We start from the raw sequence: 19,545 nt of genomic DNA on the forward strand, positions 1-19,545 counted from the left end.
CACCTTCGGGTGGCTTTTTCATTTTTCAAACCCGTATTGTTCGCGGCGCTGACCCGCACGGCGCCAGCGGGTATGCTGGTGGCCTGCCGAGGAGATAGAAATGGCCTACGATTTTGACTTGTATGTGATTGGCGCCGGTTCCGGCGGTGTACGTGCGGCACGCTTCGCCGCCGGTTTTGGTGCGAAAGTCGGCGTGGCCGAGAGCCGGTACCTGGGCGGGACCTGCGTCAACGTGGGGTGTGTGCCGAAGAAGTTGCTGGTGTACGGCGCGCACTTTGCCGAAGACTTCGAGCAAGCGGCGGGCTTCGGTTGGAGCCTGGACGAGGCGCAGTTCGATTGGGCGACGCTGATTGCCAACAAGGACCGCGAGATCAACCGTCTCAACGGCATCTATCGCAATCTGCTGGTCAACAGCGGGGTGACCCTGCATGAGGGCCACGCCCGGATCGTCGCGCCCCACACCGTGGAGATCAACGGCGAGCGCTTCAGCGCTAAACATATCCTGATCGCGACGGGTGGCTGGCCGCAGATCCCGCAGATTCCGGGAGCCGAGCACGCCATCAGTTCCAACGAAGCGTTTTTCCTCAAGACCCTGCCCAAGCGCGTGCTGGTGGTGGGTGGTGGCTACATCGCCGTTGAGTTCGCCGGGATCTTCCATGGCCTGGGCGCGACGACTTCCTTGCTGTATCGCGGTGACCTGTTCCTGCGCGGCTTCGACGGTGCGGTGCGCAAGCACTTGCAGGAGGAACTGACCAAGCGCGGTATGGACCTGCAGTTCAATGCCGACATCGAGCGCATCGACCGCAAAGCCGATGGCAGCCTGAACGTGACACTCAAGGATGGGCGCAAGCTGGAAACCGATTGTGTGTTCTACGCCACCGGACGGCGTCCGATGCTGGACAACCTGGGGCTGGAACATACCGCGGTCAAGCTCGACCAGAAAGGCTTCGTCGAGGTCGATGAGCTGTACCAGACCGCCGAGCCGTCGATCCTGGCGATTGGCGATGTCATCGGTCGCGTGCAACTGACGCCGGTGGCCCTGGCCGAGGGCATGGCCGTAGCCCGTCGTCTGTTCAAGCCCGAGCAGTATCGCCTGGTGGACTACCAGATGATCCCGACCGCCGTGTTCAGCTTGCCGAACATCGGCACTGTGGGCCTCACGGAAGAGCAGGCCCGCGAGGCAGGTCATGAGGTGCAGATTTTCGAAAGCCGGTTCCGGCCGATGAAGCTGACCCTGACCGAATGTCAGGAGCGCACGCTGATGAAACTGGTGGTCGACGCCAAGACCGACAAGGTCCTGGGTTGCCACATGGTCGGCCCGGAGGCGGGTGAAATCGTCCAGGGCCTGGCCATTGCCTTGAAGGCCGGCGCCACCAAGCGTGACTTCGACGAAACCATCGGCGTGCACCCGACGGCCGCCGAAGAGTTCGTCACCATGCGCACACCAGTGGCCGGTTAAGGTTTTTCCGCCTGCGTTGGAGCCGGGGCCGGGACTGGGTCCGGCGCAGCTTGCTTGGCCACTGCCAGGTGCAGTGCCTGCAGGCTGGCTTCGGCGCTGGCGGCCCGCAGCTCCAACTCCACATTGGCTTGCAGTTGCTCGGCGGCTGCCTGCTTGGCGCTGGTGCTTTCCAGCACCGCCACCCGCAGACGTTCCTGCAACAGGGTGGCTTCGGCGTCATTGCGGCGGATCTGCTCCTGGGCTTGGGCCTGGCGGGTCTCGCTGTGCTTGAGCTGATCCTGCAACAGGTGCAGTTCACGCACCGTGCCGCGGTTCTCGGTCAGCAGGCGTTCGTTATCGCGGTTGAGCTGGGTGATCTCGTCCTGGCGGACCATGGCGCTTTGCTGGGCCTGGCGCAATTCCATCTGGATCTGCTGCACCTGGCCTTCATGGCGCCGTTGCTCCTGCTCGCGCTGGTCCTTGATGGCCTCGCGATAATGCTCCAGGGCGTCGCGGGCGTGCAGGTGTTTTTCTTCCAGTGAGCGGATCTGCTCATCCTTGTCGTTCAAGCGCAGTTCAAAATCATTGAGTGCCTGACTCAACCCGGCATTGCGGGTCTGTTCGCCCTGCAGCAACGCGCGAGTCTCTTGCAAGGCCGCAGATTCGCGGGCCAGCGTCGCGCCCTGGGTCTGCAACTGGTGGGTCAGTTGTGCCTGCAGTTGCAGGGCTTCGGTCAATTGGCTTTCCAGCGCCTTGCGCGCGTGCTCGAAACCTTCCTGGGCCTGGTCAATGCGCGCCTGGCCCTGTTCCCTCAGGCGTTGCGCCAGGCGTGCCACCAACCCGGTCAGTTCGTCATCGATCTGTTCCTGGGGCTCACTCTGGCGGGCCGCAACCTCGTCGTCCAGCTCCTTGAGGTAGCGATGAATGGTGGTTTTCGAACCGGTGTTGCCCATCTCGATACGTACTGCATCAATGCTGGGGTTGTCACCTCGCGCCAGGATCGCCAGGCGTGCCGCCTGCACTACAGCCTTGTTTATACCGCCCCGAGCCATGTTTTCTCCTGCCATTGCGTAATGTAGTACGTACTTTGTATGGGGGCGAGTGTATCACGCGGCCTAGCCCCTAATAGCAGCCACAAGCCGTGGGCGACGCGGGTCGAGAAGGGGGCGGGGCGTTGGGTTGCTGAGACGGTTTTCTTCTATTAAGAGTGTAGGCTAATAGCGAAAGCCAATGAACAGCATCAGGTTTGCCAATGAGCCATCAGGTGATCGGTTGGGTAGGATTCACCCCATCAACTTTTCAACCCTGACGGAGAGTCAACGATGCCTATCATCAACAGCCAAGTTAAACCCTTCACCGCTACCGCTTACAAAAATGGCGATTTCGTACAAGTGTCGGACGCCGACCTGAAAGGCAAATGGTCTGTCGTATTCTTCTACCCCGCTGACTTCACCTTCGTTTGCCCAACCGAGCTGGAAGACCTGGCCGACAACTACGCCGAATTCCAGAAACTGGGCGTCGAGATCTACAGCGTCTCCACCGACACCCACTTTGCCCACGCAGCCTGGCACAACACTTCGCCAGCCATCGGCAAGATCCAGTACACCATGATCGGCGACCCGACCCACGTCATCTCTCGCAACTTCGACGTACTGATCGAAGAAGCTGGCCTGGCAGACCGTGGCACCTTCGTGATCAACCCTGAAGGCCAGATCAAAATCGTCGAGCTCAACGATGGCGGTGTAGGTCGTGACGCTTCCGAGCTGCTGCGCAAAATCAAGGCTGCCCAGTACGTTGCCGCTCACCCGGGCCAAGTCTGCCCAGCCAAGTGGAAAGAAGGCGAGGCCACCCTGGCACCGTCCCTGGACCTGGTCGGCAAGATCTGAGTCAGTGACTCGCGACATCACGGCGGTACGCCGCACCTAAGTCAGCTGCACTGCCCTCAAGACGCCCGGGCGAGATTCGCTCGGGCGTTTTTTAGAATTGAACACAGGAGATCGCCCGTATGTTGGACGCCAATCTTAAAGCCCAGTTGAAGTCATACCTGGAACGGGTCACCCAGCCGATCGAGATCGTTGCCTCCCTCGATGACGGTGCGAAATCCCAGGAAATGCTCGCACTGCTGCAAGACGTTGCCAGTCTTTCTACCCAGATTACCTTGCTTGACAACGGTGCCGATGCCCGCACGCCATCGTTCTCGATCAACCGCCCAGGGGCCGATATCAGCCTGCGTTTCGCCGGCATCCCGATGGGCCACGAATTTACCTCCCTGGTGCTGGCCCTGCTGCAGGTCGGCGGCCACCCCTCGAAGGCCAGTGCCGAAGTGATCGAACAGATCCGCTCGCTCAAGGGCGAGTTCCACTTCGAGACCTACTTCTCGCTGTCCTGCCAGAACTGCCCGGACGTGGTCCAGGCGTTGAACCTGATGGCAGTGCTCAACCCCAATGTTCATCACGTCGCCATCGACGGCGCGCTGTTCCAGGCCGAAGTCGACGAGCGCCAGATCATGGCCGTGCCCAGCGTTTACCTCAATGGCGTGAACTTCGGTCAGGGCCGCATGGGCCTGGAAGAAATCCTCGCGAAAATCGACACCAGTGGCATCGAACGCCAGGCCGAGAAAATCAGCGCCAAGCCAACCTTTGACGTGTTGGTGGTGGGCGGTGGCCCGGCCGGTGCGTCGGCTGCCATCTACGCGGCCCGTAAAGGCATCCGCACCGGCGTTGCTGCCGAGCGCTTCGGCGGCCAGGTGCTGGACACCATGGCCATCGAGAACTTCATCTCCGTGCAGGAAACCGAAGGGCCAAAGCTGGCGGTAGCCTTGGAAGAACACGTCAAGCAGTACGACGTCGACATCATGAACCTGCAGCGGGCCGATGCCCTGGTGCCAGGCCAGAACGGCGAACCACACCAGGTCAAATTCGCCAGTGGTGCCACCCTCAAGGCCAAGACTGTGATTCTGGCCACCGGTGCCCGCTGGCGCGAAATGAACGTGCCGGGTGAGCAGCAATACCGCAACAAGGGCGTGGCCTACTGCCCGCACTGTGACGGCCCCTTGTTCAAGGGCAAGCGTGTGGCGGTGATCGGTGGCGGCAACTCCGGGGTCGAGGCAGCCATTGACCTGGCAGGGATCGTTGCCCACGTGACGCTGCTGGAGTTCGATGTGCAACTGCGCGCCGATGCGGTCTTGCAGCGCAAGTTGCACAGCCTGCCGAACGTCACCGTGATCACCCGTGCGCAAACCACTGAAGTCACCGGCGACGGCCAGAAGGTCAACGGCTTGCGCTACAAGGATCGTCAGTCCGGTGAGACCCTGAGTGTCGAACTCGAAGGCATCTTCGTGCAGATCGGTCTGCTGCCCAACACCGATTGGCTCAAAGGCACTGTCGAGCTGTCGCCACGAGGCGAGATCATCGTTGATAATCGCGGTGAAACCTCGATTCCTGGGGTCTTTGCCGCCGGTGACGTGACTACCGTGCCGTACAAGCAGATCGTGATTGCGGTAGGCGAGGGTGCCAAGGCTTCGTTAAGCGCCTTCGACCACTTGATCCGCACCTCGGCCCCGGCTTAGGCCGCCCCCGTTTTGTGGGAGCGAGCCTGAGCTTGCTCCTACGCCAGCAGTGGGGCTGGCTGGATGATTTCGACCCAATAGGCATCCGGGTCCTTGATGAAGGCCAGGCTCTTCATGCGGCCGTCATTCAGGCGTTTCTGGAAATCACAACCCAAGGCTTCGAAGCGCTCGCAGGCAGCGCGGATGTCCGGCACCGAAATGCAGATGTGGCCAAAACCGCGCGGGTCGGTGTTGCCGTTGTGGTAGGCGAAGTCCGGGTCGTTCTCGGTGCCGTGGTTGTGGGTCAGTTCGAGAATCCCCGGGATCGACGACATCCACTCGGTACGAGCTGCTGCGTCGGCCGGGATCTGGTTTTTGTCTACCAGGGCCAGGAAGTACAAGCTGAACTCGGCTTCCGGGAAGTCGCGTTTTTCCACCAGGCTGAAGCCGAGGATGCGCGTGTAGAAATCCAGGGATTTGGTGATGTCCTTGACCCGCAGCATGGTGTGGTTGAACACAAATTGCTGGGTGGCAGTGTCAGGTTGGGCAGTGACGCCGGGGAAGGTGTTCAGATCGTGCAGGCTCATGGGCCCTCCGGAAAAAGTGGGGCAAACGACGCTCCAGCCGATGGAGCAGTCCTTGGGCTTGCGGTGCTCGTGGCTCCCTTGCAAGGGGCCAATGATACGCAAGGGGCGGGGCCGGGCCAATGCACAAAGCTCCGGCTATTGCCTGCGAGCGTGGCTGGGCTCAGACTTTGTGTCTTTCCCCGCCAGTGTCTTGCCTGATGATCCGAATCTTTCTATCCCTGTTGCTGTTATCCAGTCTATTCGCCACCGCCGCTGGCGCGCAGCCCCTGCTTGCCGAGGTAACCTGGCCCAGTGGCTGGCAGGTGCAGGCCGTGGAGCCAGAGGCCGCGCCGGGCGAGGCCTCGGCCAAGGTTTCCCGCCAGCGCGCGGTGAAAAACGATGAAAACGGTGAGCCGATGTTGGTCATGGAGTTGACCATGAGCCAGGTTGAGGCCGGGCATGTCGTCAACTTGCAGGGGGTGCTGCTGGAAATGCGCAAGTCGATCCAGAAAGACTTCTTTAAGGGCGGCTACCAGAGTGTGTGCAACAAGATTCATTCCACTACATTGAGTCGCCTGGCTGCCCTGGAAACCACCTGTACCATTACCCAGAACGGACGTCATGTGTTGTCGCAAACACTAGTGGCCGCGGTAGAGGCCGATAAAGCCTATGTATTTTCCTACGCCGGACAAGCCCAGGCGTACGCAGCAAGTCAGAAAGAAATACAGGCGGTGCGCGAAAGTTTGAAACTTTAGTTCCAGATTGCAGTTCCCACGAGGCAATGGCGTGAGGCCAGTTCTTTAGCGGGAAGGACTAACTACAAAGTTAATAGCGCCGGTCCATGGTAGTTAGCGGATTTTTCTGCGTGATCGGCGAGCATCGTTACTTGAAAATCCGTGTGGCATAAAAAAGCCCTGCTTTTGGCAGGGCTTTTTCAGGGTGGGCTTCACGAGCCTCAAGCACGCAGCCAGGCATCAACGGTGCTGGCGCCGTATTGTTCCTTCCAGGCTTTCAGGCCGCGATGATTGCCGCCTTTGGTTTCGATCAGCTCGCCAGTGTGCGGGTTCTGGTACACCTTGACCACGCGGGCGCGGCGGGTCTTGGGCGCCGCGGCTGGCTGCTGGCTGGCCTTGGGGTTGGGGTCGAGGATGGCGATAATGTCGCGCAGGCTCTTGCCGTAGGTTTTCATCAGGCTCTGGAGCTTTTCTTCGAATTCGATTTCTTTCTTCAGCCCGGCGTCGTTTTTCAGTGATTCCAGCTGCGCAAGCTGCTCTTGAAGGGCCTTTTCAGCTGCACGAAATTCAGCGAGTCTGGACAATATCTTTACTCCAATAGTGTGTTTGGCTGAGACCAACCGCAAACAAAGCTATAAGCCAAAAGCCTTGAAGCGACTCGGTGAGAGTGGCGCACCTGGCGATCTTGCGCAGGCAGGAAAAATTGTAGTAGTTAATTCACTCCGAGTAAATCATGTCTTTTTCTTTATGTAACACAGCCCCGTTGTTTGATGCCATTTGGTGCGCTGAAACCTCAGTAATGGTTTTTACAGGGCGTTTTGTTTGTTCAGTTCGATAATGAAATCGCCAGCGGGCATCGGTCGGCCATACAGGTAGCCCTGCAGGAAGTTCACCCCGTGGCGCGCAAGATACTCACTCTGTTCAAGTGTTTCGACCCCTTCGGCGACGATCCCCAAGTCGAGTTTGCCGGAGAGTTCGATGATGCTGTCCAGAATATGCCGCGACAGGGCGTCCACGCCGATCATTGCCACAAAACTCTGGTCGATCTTGAGGAAGTCCACATTGAACTGGCGCAAGTAACCCAGGCTGGAGTGACCGGTACCAAAATCATCGATGGCGATCATCACCCCCAGGTCATGCAACTGTTCAAACAGTTGATGGGTGATGGCCGTGGGTTCGATCAGCTCGCGCTCGGTCAGTTCCAGGACCAGCGCGACTTTGCCGGGTGGGAAGGCCGCCAGGAACTCGCGGCAGTCAGCCACCAGGTCAAGGTCCTGGCAATGGCTGGCGGTGATGTTGATCCCGATATGAAAACGTTCGGCGAAATGACGGACGTGCGGGCCGAGCAACGCGGCGGTCTGCTGCATCAATGAGCGCGTCATCGGCACGATCAGGCCTGAGTGCTCGGCAAACGGAATGAACAAGTCCGGGCGTACCAGGCCATCCTTGGGGTGGTTCCAGCGCATCAGCACCTCGGTGCCGGCCCAGCGTTTGCTGTCACCATGGACCACCGGTTGAAAGTAGGGCACAAACTCCCTGGCTTCCATGGCCCGCTGCAATTCCAGGCTGGGCGATGTCGAGCGTTTTTGCAGCCAGTGGACAAGGGTACCGGCGATGGCGCCAAAAAAAATCAGCAGGCTGAACAGCGGCGGGTACTCGCTGACCATGTAGCGCCAGGTTTCCCCCTCGGGGAGTCCGGCCTCCACCTTAAAGGCATAACGTGACGATTCCAGGTAATTGTGCGCCACTGGCAGTTCTGGCAGTGCGCCCTGATGGACCTGGCCGTCGGCCGACAACCAATTGTCACCGACCTGCAGCAGCAACAGGGTCTGGCGCCCGATCAGGCGCAGCACATTGCTCAGGTGGTAGCCGTCGAGTGTGGTCAACGCCCCTTGCCGGCCGTCACTCTGACGGTACACCAGCAGAGCGGTGTTGGGCGTTACCGGATTGCCGTTCATCAACCACAACTTGCCCTGGGTGTACTCGCCCGGGTCGACTTTCTCCTCGAACTCGCCAAACAACGAGCTGCAGTACAGGGTGTTGTCCCATACCAGGTTGGTCGAGCGCACGAAGGGCCGGCGGGTCACTTGTTCACGCAGGGCCAGCTTGACGTCCGCGCAGGGTTGTCCGGCCAGCGGCAGCAGGAGCTGGGCGGCCTGAGCTGTGTTGTCGAGCATCAAATCAAACTGGCGCACCGCTTCTTCGGCGGTCTGGTGTGTGCTTTGGCCAAGCCGGCGTTCGGCTTGCATGTGCAAAATGACGCCGCCCAGTACCACAGGCACCAGGGCCGCCAGCACGGTGATGGCGTTGCGGTAGGCGCTTTTACGCCGGCGTTTTAAGGTCAATGGCATTCGGGAAACCTGGGACGGTGGGGTGGGCTCTCAAATGCAGGTGCGGCAACGCCTTGCCGTCCATGAAGAGATTGCATACCGGGGATGATAGATGGCACTGGGCGAATGTGCAGCTCAACTCAAGGGCAACTGCGTTGCCCGTTTGATGAACGCCAGGGTCGCGGGCGAGCATTGACGTTGGCCCAGAACCGCCAAGCCGCTTTCTGCTGGGCAAACAGATCACGGGCACACGGTACCTGTGCAACAAAGCCTTTGCAGCGACGGGAAAAAGGCGGATTTTATAGAGAAGGCGGACAAAATGTTTTACGCTGTGTAGAATCGGTTTACGCATATAAGAATAAGTCTTCTGGCAGCAGAAGCCTCGCCCACAAAAGCCTTGGGTCGACCATGAAGATATTTGGGTTCCAATTGATCTACGGTGATTTTCTCGCCCGCAGTGTGCGAGGCATCTCCTGCGCGCCACCCGCGCGTCTCAGCAGTGCTCACGACTAACGATCCGTTAATTAATAAAAGCATGATGAGGCGTCAACCATGGCAGATTTATACGAAAACCCAATGGGCCTGATGGGCTTCGAGTTCATCGAATTCGCATCGCCAACCCCGAACACCCTTGAGCCGATCTTCGAGATCATGGGCTTCACCAAGGTCGCGACCCACCGCTCCAAGAACGTGCACCTGTATCGCCAGGGTGCGATCAACCTGATCCTCAACAACGAACCCAACAGCGTGGCCTCGTATTTCGCCGCCGAACACGGTCCGTCGGTGTGTGGCATGGCGTTCCGCGTCAAGGATTCGCAACTGGCCTACAACCGCGCCCTGGAACTCGGCGCCCAGCCGATCCACATCGAGACCGGTCCCATGGAACTGAACCTGCCGGCCATCAAGGGCATCGGCGGCGCGCCGCTGTACCTGATCGACCGTTTTGGTGAAGGCAACTCGATCTACGACATCGACTTCGTGTTCATCGAAGGTGTCGACCGCAACCCGGTGGGTGCCGGCCTGAAGATTATCGACCACCTGACCCACAACGTGTACCGCGGTCGCATGGCCTACTGGGCGAACTTCTACGAGAAGCTGTTCAACTTCCGCGAAATCCGTTACTTCGACATCAAGGGCGAATACACCGGCCTGACCTCCAAGGCCATGACCGCACCCGATGGCATGATCCGCATCCCGCTGAACGAAGAGTCGTCCAAGGGGGCCGGGCAGATCGAAGAGTTCCTGATGCAGTTCAACGGCGAGGGCATCCAGCACGTTGCGTTCCTGGCCGACGACCTGATCAAGACCTGGGATCACCTGAAAAGCATCGGCATGCGCTTCATGACCGCGCCGCCAGACACCTACTACGAAATGCTCGAAGGCCGTCTGCCAAACCACGGCGAGCCGGTAGGCGAGTTGCAGGCCCGCGGGATCCTGCTGGACGGTTCATCCGACGCTGGTGACAAGCGCCTGCTGCTGCAGATCTTCTCGGAAACCCTGATGGGCCCGGTGTTCTTCGAATTCATCCAGCGTAAAGGCGACGATGGTTTTGGTGAAGGTAACTTCAAGGCACTGTTCGAGTCGATCGAGCGTGATCAGGTGCGTCGTGGTGTATTGACCACCGACTAAGCCGTTACACCGATAAAAAACTGTGGGAGCCAACTTGCTCCCACCGTTGTTTTGCGTGTGCTTAAGGTCTACGTTGGCGCATCAGGTGCTTGAAACCCTCGAACACCAAGACCAGCACCGCCAGCCAGATCGGGATGTAGGTCAGCCATTCCCCCGCCTTGATGCTTTCCCCCAGCAGCAGCGCCACCCCCAGCAACAGCACCGGCTCGACATAACTGAGCAGCCCGAACAGGCTGAACGGCAGTAGACGGCTGGCGATGATGTAGACCACCAGGGCCGAGGCACTGATGACCCCGAGCACGGGAATCAGCAACGTCAGCCAGGGGTGCTGGTCGAACACGCCGAAGCCTTGGGCGCCGTTGTGCACGAACCCGTACGCCACCGGCAGCAGCAGCGCCATGTCCAGCCACAGGCCGCCGAGGTTGTCGGCCGCCAGGCGTCGGCGCAGCACGAAGTAAGTCGGGTAACCGATGGCAACCAGCAAGGTCGCCCAGGAAAAACTGCCCACCTGGTACAGCTCATTGAGCACGCCCAGGGTCGCCAGGCTCGCGGCAATCTTCTGCAGGTACGACAGGCGCTCGCCGTAGACAATGCGCCCGGTCAGTACCATGGTCAGTGGCAGCAGGAAATACCCCAGGGACACATCCAGGCTATGGCCATTCAACGGTGCCCACATGAACAGCCACAACTGCACGCCGAGCAGGGCAGAGGACACCAGCAAGCCGCCGACCAGCCGCGGTTTGGCCGCCAGCCGCCGCAGGATCTCCAGCACCCGTTGCCACTCACCGGACACCAGCATGAACACCGTCATGCACGGCACGGTCAGTAGCATGCGCCAGCCGAAAATTTCCACACCGTCCAGTGGCGACAGCAGTGAGGTGTAGAAGTACATGACGGCGAACAGCACCGAAGCCGATACCGATAAAGCAATTCCTTTAGACAAGCTGTCCTCGCGACACTGAGCATAAACAGAGGGGAAGGATACGTGGTTTGAGCAACGAACATCGTTCCAATGGCTTCAACTAAGCAGCGCCTTGCGCCCCGAGACAAAATGGCTCACATCGTTGAACCCCGGTGTCGAGGCATGCCCCGGTGTCACCAGTGAATCGATGAAGGCTTCATCCTCGGCGCTGATCTTCACCTCTTGCGCCTTGGTGTAGGCATCCCACTGTTCCTCGGTGCGTGGGCCGACGATGGCCGAGGCGACCGCCGCGTTGTTCAGCACCCAGGCAATGGCGAACTCGACCATGCCGACTCCACGCTGCTGGGTGTAGGCCTGGATCTGCTGGGCGATGCGCAGCGACTCGACCCGCCATTCGGTCTCCAGGATACGTTTGTCCTGGCGACCGGCGCGGCTGTTGGCGTCGGGGCGAATGTCGGGGGCGTACTTGCCGCTGAGCACGCCACGGGCCAGCGGGCTGTAGGGCACCACGCCAAGGCCGTAGGCATTGGCGGCGGTGATCTGTTCGGTTTCGGCCTGGCGGTTGACGATGTTGTACAGCGGTTGGCTGATCACCGGCCGGTCAACGCCCAGTTGCTCGGCCACGCGAATCACCTCGGCAATCCGCCAGCCACGATAATTGGACAGGCCCCAGTAACGGATCTTGCCCTGGCGAATCAGGTCGCCCATGGCCGACACCGTGACGTGCAGTGGGGTGTTGTGGTCTTCGCGGTGCAGGTAATAGATGTCCAGGTAGTCGGTGTCCAGGCGGGTCAGGCTGGCATCGATCCCGTTGAAAATGTGCTTGCGGCTCAGGCCGCTGCGATTGGGCAGGCCGTCCACCGGGCCGAACCCGACCTTGGACGCCACCACCCATTCATGCCGGTTGCCGGCGATCGCCTCGCCGACGATTTCCTCGGAGCGACCCTGGGTGTAGACGTCGGCGGTGTCGATGAAATTGATGCCCTGGTCCCAGGCCTTGTCGATGATTCGCAACGCGTCTTCGGTGCTGGTCTGCTCGCCAAACATCATGGTGCCCAGGTACTGGAGCGGGACCTGCGCGATGAACCCGGCAGCGGTGCCGCCGGTGGCCTGGGGTTTGCCGCCAAGGCGTTCCTCAACGCGCAGTTTCGCCCTGGGGTGGAGGTGGTGGCCGAACTGGTGGGGCTGGCAGAAGCGGTTCGCGGTGCCGATCTGCTGATCACCGGGGAAGGACGGTTTGACTCCCAGACCCTGCGCGGCAAAACCCCCTTTGGCGTGGCGCGAATTGCCCGCGAGCACCAGGTGCCAGTGATTGTGTTGGCCGGGACCCTTGGGGAAGGTTATGAGCAGATGTATGAGCACGGTGTCGATGCCGCGTTTGCCTTGCCGGCCGGCCCCCTGAGCCTGGCCCAGGCCTGCGCCCAGGCGCCGCAATTGCTGCGCGAGCGTGCGCGGGATATCGCGCGGGTCTGGCGCCTGGCGAACGCCAGGGCCTGAACCCGCACTCAGGTTCGGCGTGCGCCGCGTTGGGTCAGGCGCTCGCCAGCCGTTGTTGCCACACCGGGTGATTGACCAGGTTCGGTGGCCGCTCGCCGGCCAGCGCCGCCAGCAGGTTGTCCACGGCGCAACGGGCCATGGCCTCGCGGGTTTCATGGGTGGCCGAGCCGATGTGCGGGGTCGCCACCACATTGTTCAGTTGCAGCAGCGGCGAGTCATGTTCCAGCGGTTCGCGCTCGAACACGTCCAGCCCCGCCCCGCGGATCTGCTGTTGCTGCAGGGCTGCGATCAGGGCCGACTCGTCGACCACCTTGCCCCGGGAGATATTGATGAAAATACTCTCCGGGCGCATCAGGGCGAACTCCCGGGCGCCGATCAGGCCTTCGGTCTGCGCGGTCAGGGGGAGGGTCAGGCAGATGAAATCGGCTTCCTGCAACAACTGCGGCAGGCTCCGGTACTGGGCATTGAAACGTTGCTCCACAGCCGGTTTGGCGCTGTTGCTGTGGTAGATCACCGGCATCCCGAAACCGAAATGCCCACGCTGTGCCAGCGCCTCGCCGATGCGTCCCATGCCGATGATACCGAGGGTCTTGCCATGCACATCGCTGCCAAAATGTAGCGGCCCGATGTTCTGGTTCCACTGGCCGGCGCGCACCAGGTTGGCCAGTTCCACCACCCGCCGTGCGCTGGCCAGGATCAGCGCAAACCCAGTGTCGGCGGTGGTTTCGGTCAGCACGTCCGGGGTATTGCTCAGCAGAATATTGCGCCCGCTCAGGTAATCGATGTCGTAGTTGTCGACCCCCACCGAGACGCTGGCCACGGCTTCCAGGTGCGGTGCCAGGTCAAGCAACCGGGCGTCCAGGCGCAGGCTCGCGCCCAACAGGCCATGGGCACTGGGCAAGGCCGCGCGCAAGCGTTGCAGGCCGTCGCTGTCGAGCTTGTCGATCAGGGTCACCTGCGCCCGTTCCTGCAAGCGCGTCATCAGCGCGGGCGAGAGTTTTTTGTAGAGCACAATGTGCTTGTTCATGGAGTCACCTTCCATTCAATTCAGGAGTGGGTCGCCAGCAGCGGTTTGTTCGCGGCCTGCTGGGATGGCGAGCGGTCGCTGGCGCCGGGCTTGAGGCAGAGTGTCAGCACCACGGACAGCAGCAACGCACCACTCATCAACAGGTACGACGCGCCGGGCGAGCCGGTGGAGCTGTTCAGGTAGCCGACCAGATAGGAACCGCCAAACGAACCCAGGGCCCCCATGCTGTTGATCAACGCCATGGCGCCACCGGCAACGTTGGCCGGGAGAATTTCCGGAACGATCGCAAAGAACGGTCCGTAGGGGGCGTACATGCACGCGCCGGCGATCACCAGCAAGGTATAGGACCACCAGAAATGCTCGGCACCCAGGGCGTAGGAGCCGTAGAACGCCACCGAGGCAATCAGCAGCGGCGGCCAGACGAAGCGTTTGCGCTTTTGCAGTTTGTCCGAGCCCCAGGACACCAGCAGCATGCCGATCACCGCCGCCAGGTAGGGCAGCGCCGACAACCAGCCGGCCTCGATCATGTCCATCTGCGCGCCAGCCTTGAGGATCGATGGCAGCCACAGCACAAAGCCGTAGACCCCAATGCTCCAGCAAAAGAACTGCAGGGCGAGGATGATCACTTTCGGCGAGCGGAAGGCTTCGGCGTAGTTCTTCACCGCCTTGATGCCCACCTGTTCGGCGGCCAGGGCGCTTTCCAGGTCGTGCTTTTCCTGGTCGTTGAGCCACTTGGCCTGGGCCGGACGGTCATCGGCCAGGCGCCACCAGATAAAGGCCCAGAGCACGGCCGGCAGACCTTCGATGATGAACATCCAGCGCCAGCTGTAGTGCTGCACCAGGTAGCCGGACACCACCGACATCCAGAGCATGGTCACCGGGTTGCCGAGGATCAGGAAGGTGTTGGCGCGCGAGCGTTCGGCACGGGTGAACCAGTGACACAGGTACACCAGCATCGCCGGCATCACGGCGGCTTCGACCACCCCGAGCATGAAGCGAATGACGATCAGCCAGTAGGCGTTGGAGACGACCCCGGTCAAGGTCGCCAGGCTGCCCCAGAGAATCAGGCTGACGAAAATCAGCTTCTTCACGCTGTGTTTTTGCGCGTAGATCGCCCCGGGAATCTGGAAGAAAAAGTAACCGAGGAAAAACAGCGCGCCGAGCAGGGACGACAACCCCGGGGTGATCATCAGGTCCTCGGCCATTCCCGAGGCTGCGGCAAAACCGTAGTTGGCGCGGTCCAGGTACGCCAGGCTATAGGTGATAAAGACGATGGGCATGATGTACCACCAACGGCGGGCGGCGAGTTTGGGCGTTTGCATGGTAGTGCTCCTGAGCTTGTTGTTTTTGTCGCAGCAGGTATCGGAATCTTCAGTGACTGGGCGGGCCTCATCGCGAGCACGCTCGCTCCCACAGGGGGATTACATTGGAATACGCTCCAGTGTGGGAGCGAGCCGGGCGGCGCTCCGCTTGCTCGCGATGGCGGCCTCAAATTCGGTGACCATTTCGGATCGGGTCGGCAACCCCTCCATGTCGCCACGGCTCTGCACCGCGCGGCTGCCAATCCAGTTGGCGCGTTGCACCGCGTCGCTGACGTCGTGGCATTCGAGCAATGCGCTGATCAGGCCCACGGCAAAACCATCACCGGCACCGACGGTGTCGACCACCTGGGCCACCGGCACGGCGGCGACAAATCCCTGGTCCAGCGCCGTGCGGTAGTAGGCACCGTGGGCGCCGAGCTTGATCGCCACGACCTGGGCGCCCTGGTCCAGATAGAACGCGGCGATGTCCGCCGGGTCGTCGAAGCCGGTCAGCAGGCGGCCTTCGCTCAAGCCCGGCAACACCCAGTGGGCGAGGGCGGCCAGGCGGTTGATCTCGGTGATCATCTGCTGCTCGCTGGCCCACAGCGCCGGGCGCAGGTTGGGGTCGAACGAGACCGTGCGGCCGGCGGCGCGCATTTGCGTCATCAGCGCCAGGGACAGCTCGTGGGCCGTGGCCGACAGCGCCGGCGGAATACCGGTGGCATGCAGGTGCCGGGCTTGCAGCAACTGCGGGTGGATTGCCTGGGGCGACAGATGACTGGCCGCCGAACCCTTGCGGAAGTACTCCACCTGGGGATCGGCGCCGGCGTCCTCGCGGGACTTGAACTGAAAGCCGGTGGGGTGCAACGGATCCACTTCGACCTGGGAGCAATCCAGGCCTTCCTGTTGCAGGGTGTCGAGGACAAAACGTCCCAGGGAGTCGGCGCCGACCCGGCTCAGCCAGGCCACGTTGAACCCCAGGCGAGACAGGCCGATGGCGACATTGCTGTCGGCCCCGGCAATGCGTTTGTGAAAGTTCGCGACCTGGGCCAGGTCGCCGGTTTGCTCGGCGACCAGCATGGCCATGGTTTCGCCAAACGACAGGATATCGATCTCAGACATGGGCGTGCTCCAGGCGTGGCTGGCCCAGGCGGGCGAGGACGGCCACGTGCTCGGTGGTCAGTTGCTGCAGGTCATCGGCCTGCAACGGGTATTCGGCGGCGCGGGAGATGCCCGGTGCCATGTGCTGCAGCAGCTGCTCCCACTGCTGCAGGTCGTCGGCAGCCGGCGGGATCGCCACCAGCTTGCTGTCGGCGCGGCGGGTCACCGCCTTGCAATGCACATAGGCGACATGCCGGCCCAACAGGCGCGCAGCGGTGGCGGCGCTCTGGTCCTGCCATAACCAGTTGCCGATATCGAAGGTCATCCGCACCGGCAACCCGTGGTGCTCCACCTGCGCGAAAAACCGCTGGAACGGCTCGATGCGCCCGCCGTGCAGGGTCTGGTCGTTTTCCACCAGCAACTGCACCGAATGCTCGGCCAGGCACGCGGCCAGGCTGTGCAGGTCGTTGTTGTCGGTGAAGTAACCCAGGGACACCTTGAGCCACCGGGCGCCAAAGCTGTGGGCGCGTTTCAGGGTGGCGGCCAGCAACGGGTTGGGCTGCGAGCGACCGGCGACCCACAGTTCCAGCGGCGAGGAAAACACCGCCTCAAGCCCCTGTTGTTCGATGGCCTGGGCCAGTTCCCGCGGGTCTTCGCTGGTCAGCAATTCTTCGCGCCACTCGATCCGCTGGGCCCCGGCCTTGGCCAGGACCTCGACGAATGCCAGTTGGCCAACCTGGCGAACCAGGTCGGCGCCGTAGCTGGACAAACTGATGGAAACAGGTGATGTATTCATTGTTATTGACCTCTGAAACCGGTTTCATTTTTGTTCAAAAAAATCTGCACACATCGCTAGCCGCTGCCGCAGGCGGCGTGCGGTTGTGCAGCAGCCGCCTATACGGATCAGTCGTTGGTGCTTGAGGCGCGTCGTGAATGGGGTAATTGCGTCGACCCGCGCACAATCAACTGCGCCGGGTAATCCAGGGTCCGCACGGGACCGTCGTCGCCGCGCAAGCGCTTGAGCAGGCAGTCGAACGCGCTCGCGCCAATGGCTTCGGTCGGTTGGGCGAGGGCGGTGATGCCGCTGCCCACCAGGGGGAACCAGTCCAGGTCATCGAGGGCGATCAGGCCGACGTCGGTGAACAAGTCGCACCCCAGTTCGCGCAGGGCACGGGTTGCTGCCAGGGCGGCAATGCCGTTGGCACAGAACAGAGCTTTAGGTACGCCAGGGGCGTCGGCGAGGAAGGCCTGGATACGCGCGGTCAGCTCGCTGCCGGTCTCCACCACCGCCCCCGACAAAGCCGTGCGGCGGGCGATTTGCGCGCTGAAGCTGCTGACCCGCTCGATCCGCGAACTGGTGCCGTCATAGGGTTCGCTGACCAGCAGCACCTGGCGATAACCCTGCTCCTGCAGATGCTCCAGGGCGGTGTGGACGGCGGCGGGGTTGTCCAGGCCGACCAGGTCGCTGTGCAGGTGCTCGACCTTGCGATCCACCAGCACCATGGGTATTTCCCGGTGCAGGTCGCGTAGCTGTTCGGGATGGTGCCCCAGGGTATTCACGATCAGGCCTTCGATGTTGTACGAGCGCAAGGCTGCCAGGTGCTGGCTTTCCTGCTCGTCATCGCGGTCGGTGTTGCACACCACCAGGCTGTAGCCGTGCTGGCGGCAGGCGGTTTCCACGCCATGCATCACGGCAATCGAATAGGGGTTGCGAATATCGGCCACTAGCATGCCGATCAGGCGGGTGCGCCCGCGCTTCAGGCCGCGGGCCATCTGGTTTGGACGGTATCCCAGTTCGTCGATCGCCTGCTCGATGCGCAAGGCAATGGCGTCGGACAGCAGGGCGCGGTCCTCACCAATAAAACGCGACACACTGGCCTTGGACACACCGGCACGTTCGGCGACATCCAGCATGGTCACGCGACTGCGTTGGGCGGCAGAAAAACTGTTCACGGAGCACGACCTTATTGTTGGAATTATCGGCAGCAGCGAAGACGAGCCTTCACTGAAACCGGTTTCAGGAGACACCAGAAGTACTCAGGTCGTCAAGAGGGGGCATGCGGCAAACCTGAAAAACATCCTCCCAGGAGGCGGCACTCAGCCGAACAATCCCGCGGCGATGTTGATCGAGAAGCCCAGGATCGCCGTATTGAACACAAAACCGATCAGCGACTGCCCGAGCACGATCTTGCGCAATTGGCGGCTGGCGACCCCGACATCGGCGGTTTGCACGGCCACCCCGATGGTGAAGGAAAAATACAGGAAGTCCCAATAGTCGGGCGTTTTCAGGCCCTCGGCGAAGCGCAGCGGCGGTTCCTTGCCCTCCCAGGTGTAGAACAGCCGGGCATAGTGCACGCTGAAGATCGTGCCGATCAGCAGCCAGGAGCCGATCACGGTCAAGCCGGTAAAACCGTAGCGCAGCAGCGTGTGGGTGGCGCCCTGGTCGCCGATCCCGGCCAGCTCGAACGTGATGGCGGCCAGGCTGGCGATGGCGGCGATGCACACCATCAGCAGCACCAGTCCGGCATTTTCATCTTCGGCCTCGGCAATGCGCTTGACCTCATCGGCCCGGGAACGCACGGTCAGCCACAGCATCAACGCCAGGTACGTCCAGACCCCGGTATTCCAGCCAATGAGGATTTTGCTGACCACAGAGTCGGCCGGTGCCAGGATCCCCACCGCCACACCCAGCACGGCGGCAGCGGTGAGGCGAGGGTGGGTGCGCAGGAGGTGGGGCATATGAGCTCGATGGGTCAGGGTGTGGGGATACCTTAGCTCAGGCCAATCAAGTGTGACCACGTGGCTCGATGACAACCTGGCTGTTGAAGCTATTTGGGCTGCTCCAAGGACTAAGGATGGCGCTGCTACCACTCATCGAAAACCCACTCCTACCTGTAAGTTCTGACAGTAGCCAACACCTTCATTTGCGCCCTTAAATAACTCCGTCGCCTTCCCCCACGACAGGAGTCCCGCCCATGCCTTCCTCCTTAGTACCTCCCGAGCACGACATCCAGGTCCTGCGCGAGCTGGGTATTCCCGGCCGCACCAAGGATCCAGTCTCCACCAACCCGAACGTCTGGGGCCTGAACATTGCCGCGGTGCTGGACAACTTCCCCCGCCACGGCCTGCAGTGCCTGGCCGGTCCATGGGGCACCATGGGACGTGGGGACCGGTTGGTGATTTTCTGGGGCAACAATAACGAGGTGCTGCACAAGACCGTGGACCTGCCTGAGGTCGATACCGAGTTGCGCCTGTTCATCGACGCGAAGCGTATCCGCGCGGGCAGTTTTGATGTGTTCTACACCGTGAGGCGGGAGGACCAGGGTCTCCCCGAGCCTTCCGACGTGATGAAGGTGCTGGTCAAGCTCACCCGCCCCGGGGGCAAGGACGACAACGACACGCCGGGGCACTCCAAGCTGATCATGCGTCTCCCGCCCCATATCATCGCCGGCG

General features: G+C 61.5%; 17 protein-coding genes and 2 pseudogenes. 7 read left to right on the plus strand and 12 right to left on the minus strand.

What is annotated here, in order from left to right; translation table 11 throughout:
- Positions 1-100: 100 nt before the first annotated feature.
- On the plus strand, positions 101-1,459 hold the full coding sequence (gene gorA, locus AACY45_RS13410) for a glutathione-disulfide reductase (protein ID WP_339545927.1): 1,359 nt from the start codon (positions 101-103) through the stop codon (positions 1,457-1,459).
- On the opposite strand, the gene AACY45_RS13415 is transcribed toward gorA, so the two are convergent.
- Entirely contained in the window at positions 1,456-2,490 is a 1,035-nt protein-coding gene (locus AACY45_RS13415) for a DNA-binding protein (protein ID WP_339545928.1), read from the minus strand. The genes gorA and AACY45_RS13415 overlap by 4 nt on opposite strands.
- 270 nt (positions 2,491-2,760) lie before the next feature.
- Here AACY45_RS13415 and ahpC point away from each other — a divergent pair, with 270 nt between their 5' ends.
- Positions 2,761-3,324 carry an alkyl hydroperoxide reductase subunit C gene (gene ahpC / locus AACY45_RS13420; RefSeq protein WP_095168453.1) on the plus strand — a complete coding sequence of 188 codons (564 nt, stop codon included), beginning with the start codon at positions 2,761-2,763 and terminating at the stop codon, positions 3,322-3,324.
- 119 nt (positions 3,325-3,443) lie between these two features.
- Positions 3,444-5,006 (plus strand): alkyl hydroperoxide reductase subunit F, encoded by a 1,563-nt coding sequence (ahpF, locus tag AACY45_RS13425; protein WP_339545929.1) that lies wholly within the window; start codon positions 3,444-3,446, stop codon positions 5,004-5,006.
- A gap of 38 nt (positions 5,007-5,044) precedes the next feature.
- Here ahpF and gloA read toward each other — a convergent pair whose 3' ends face one another.
- A complete protein-coding gene (gene gloA, locus AACY45_RS13430; protein WP_339545930.1) occupies positions 5,045-5,572 on the minus strand; it encodes a lactoylglutathione lyase in 528 nt (175 codons plus the stop codon).
- Between the two features lie 197 nt (positions 5,573-5,769).
- Between gloA and AACY45_RS13435 the strand changes: the two genes are divergently transcribed.
- Positions 5,770-6,306, plus strand: a complete 537-nt coding sequence (locus tag AACY45_RS13435; RefSeq protein WP_339545931.1) for a DUF4946 domain-containing protein — start codon at positions 5,770-5,772, stop codon at positions 6,304-6,306.
- Between the two features lie 200 nt (positions 6,307-6,506).
- On the opposite strand, the gene AACY45_RS13440 is transcribed toward AACY45_RS13435, so the two are convergent.
- Both AACY45_RS13440 and AACY45_RS13445 read right to left on the minus strand, forming a co-directional pair.
- Positions 6,507-6,869 (minus strand): histone-like nucleoid-structuring protein, MvaT/MvaU family, encoded by a 363-nt coding sequence (locus AACY45_RS13440; RefSeq protein WP_339545932.1) that lies wholly within the window; start codon positions 6,867-6,869, stop codon positions 6,507-6,509.
- A gap of 222 nt (positions 6,870-7,091) precedes the next feature.
- Positions 7,092-8,636: an EAL domain-containing protein gene (locus AACY45_RS13445; protein WP_339545933.1), complete on the minus strand. Its 1,545-nt coding sequence runs from the start codon at positions 8,634-8,636 to the stop codon at positions 7,092-7,094.
- A 531-nt stretch (positions 8,637-9,167) separates the two neighbouring features.
- On the opposite strand from AACY45_RS13445, the gene hppD reads away from it, so the two are divergent.
- Entirely contained in the window at positions 9,168-10,244 is a 1,077-nt protein-coding gene (hppD, locus tag AACY45_RS13450) for a 4-hydroxyphenylpyruvate dioxygenase (protein WP_339545934.1), read from the plus strand.
- Positions 10,245-10,305: 61 nt separating this feature from the next.
- Here the strand turns inward: hppD and rarD are convergent, their stop codons facing one another.
- Positions 10,306-11,187, minus strand: coding sequence for an EamA family transporter RarD (gene rarD, locus AACY45_RS13455; protein WP_339545935.1), 882 nt, complete (start codon positions 11,185-11,187; stop codon positions 10,306-10,308).
- Positions 11,188-11,262: 75 nt separating this feature from the next.
- A complete protein-coding gene (locus tag AACY45_RS13460) occupies positions 11,263-12,216 on the minus strand; it encodes an aldo/keto reductase (RefSeq protein WP_339545936.1) in 954 nt (317 codons plus the stop codon).
- Between AACY45_RS13460 and AACY45_RS13465 the strand changes: the two are divergent.
- A pseudogene (locus tag AACY45_RS13465) lies at positions 12,214-12,663 on the plus strand (glycerate kinase); the annotation flags it as partial. The gene AACY45_RS13460 and the pseudogene AACY45_RS13465 overlap by 3 nt on opposite strands.
- A 34-nt stretch (positions 12,664-12,697) precedes the next feature.
- Here the strand turns inward: AACY45_RS13465 and AACY45_RS13470 are convergent.
- From AACY45_RS13470 to AACY45_RS13495, 6 genes are all read right to left on the minus strand, one after another.
- Positions 12,698-13,690 (minus strand): 2-hydroxyacid dehydrogenase, encoded by a 993-nt coding sequence (locus tag AACY45_RS13470; protein WP_339545937.1) that lies wholly within the window; start codon positions 13,688-13,690, stop codon positions 12,698-12,700.
- Between the two features lie 20 nt (positions 13,691-13,710).
- Positions 13,711-15,012, minus strand: coding sequence for an MFS transporter (locus tag AACY45_RS13475; protein WP_339545938.1), 1,302 nt, complete (start codon positions 15,010-15,012; stop codon positions 13,711-13,713).
- 99 nt (positions 15,013-15,111) lie between these two features.
- Positions 15,112-16,113: a sugar kinase gene (locus AACY45_RS13480; RefSeq protein WP_445261184.1), complete on the minus strand. Its 1,002-nt coding sequence runs from the start codon at positions 16,111-16,113 to the stop codon at positions 15,112-15,114.
- A complete protein-coding gene (locus AACY45_RS13485) occupies positions 16,106-16,888 on the minus strand; it encodes a sugar phosphate isomerase/epimerase family protein (RefSeq protein ID WP_339545939.1) in 783 nt (260 codons plus the stop codon). Before AACY45_RS13485 ends, AACY45_RS13480 begins: the two co-directional genes overlap by 8 nt.
- A 107-nt stretch (positions 16,889-16,995) precedes the next feature.
- Positions 16,996-18,045 carry a LacI family DNA-binding transcriptional regulator gene (locus AACY45_RS13490; protein ID WP_339545940.1) on the minus strand — a complete coding sequence of 350 codons (1,050 nt, stop codon included), beginning with the start codon at positions 18,043-18,045 and terminating at the stop codon, positions 16,996-16,998.
- Positions 18,046-18,189: 144 nt separating this feature from the next.
- Positions 18,190-18,831, minus strand: a complete 642-nt coding sequence (locus AACY45_RS13495; RefSeq protein WP_339545941.1) for a DUF1345 domain-containing protein — start codon at positions 18,829-18,831, stop codon at positions 18,190-18,192.
- A gap of 236 nt (positions 18,832-19,067) precedes the next feature.
- Here AACY45_RS13495 and AACY45_RS13500 point away from each other — a divergent pair.
- Positions 19,068-19,545, plus strand: a pseudogene (locus AACY45_RS13500) (hypothetical protein); the annotation flags it as partial.

Origin of the sequence: Pseudomonas sp. RA_35y_Pfl2_P32 (assembly GCF_963970735.1) — a bacterium.
Taxonomy (GTDB): Bacteria; Pseudomonadota; Gammaproteobacteria; order Pseudomonadales; family Pseudomonadaceae; genus Aquipseudomonas.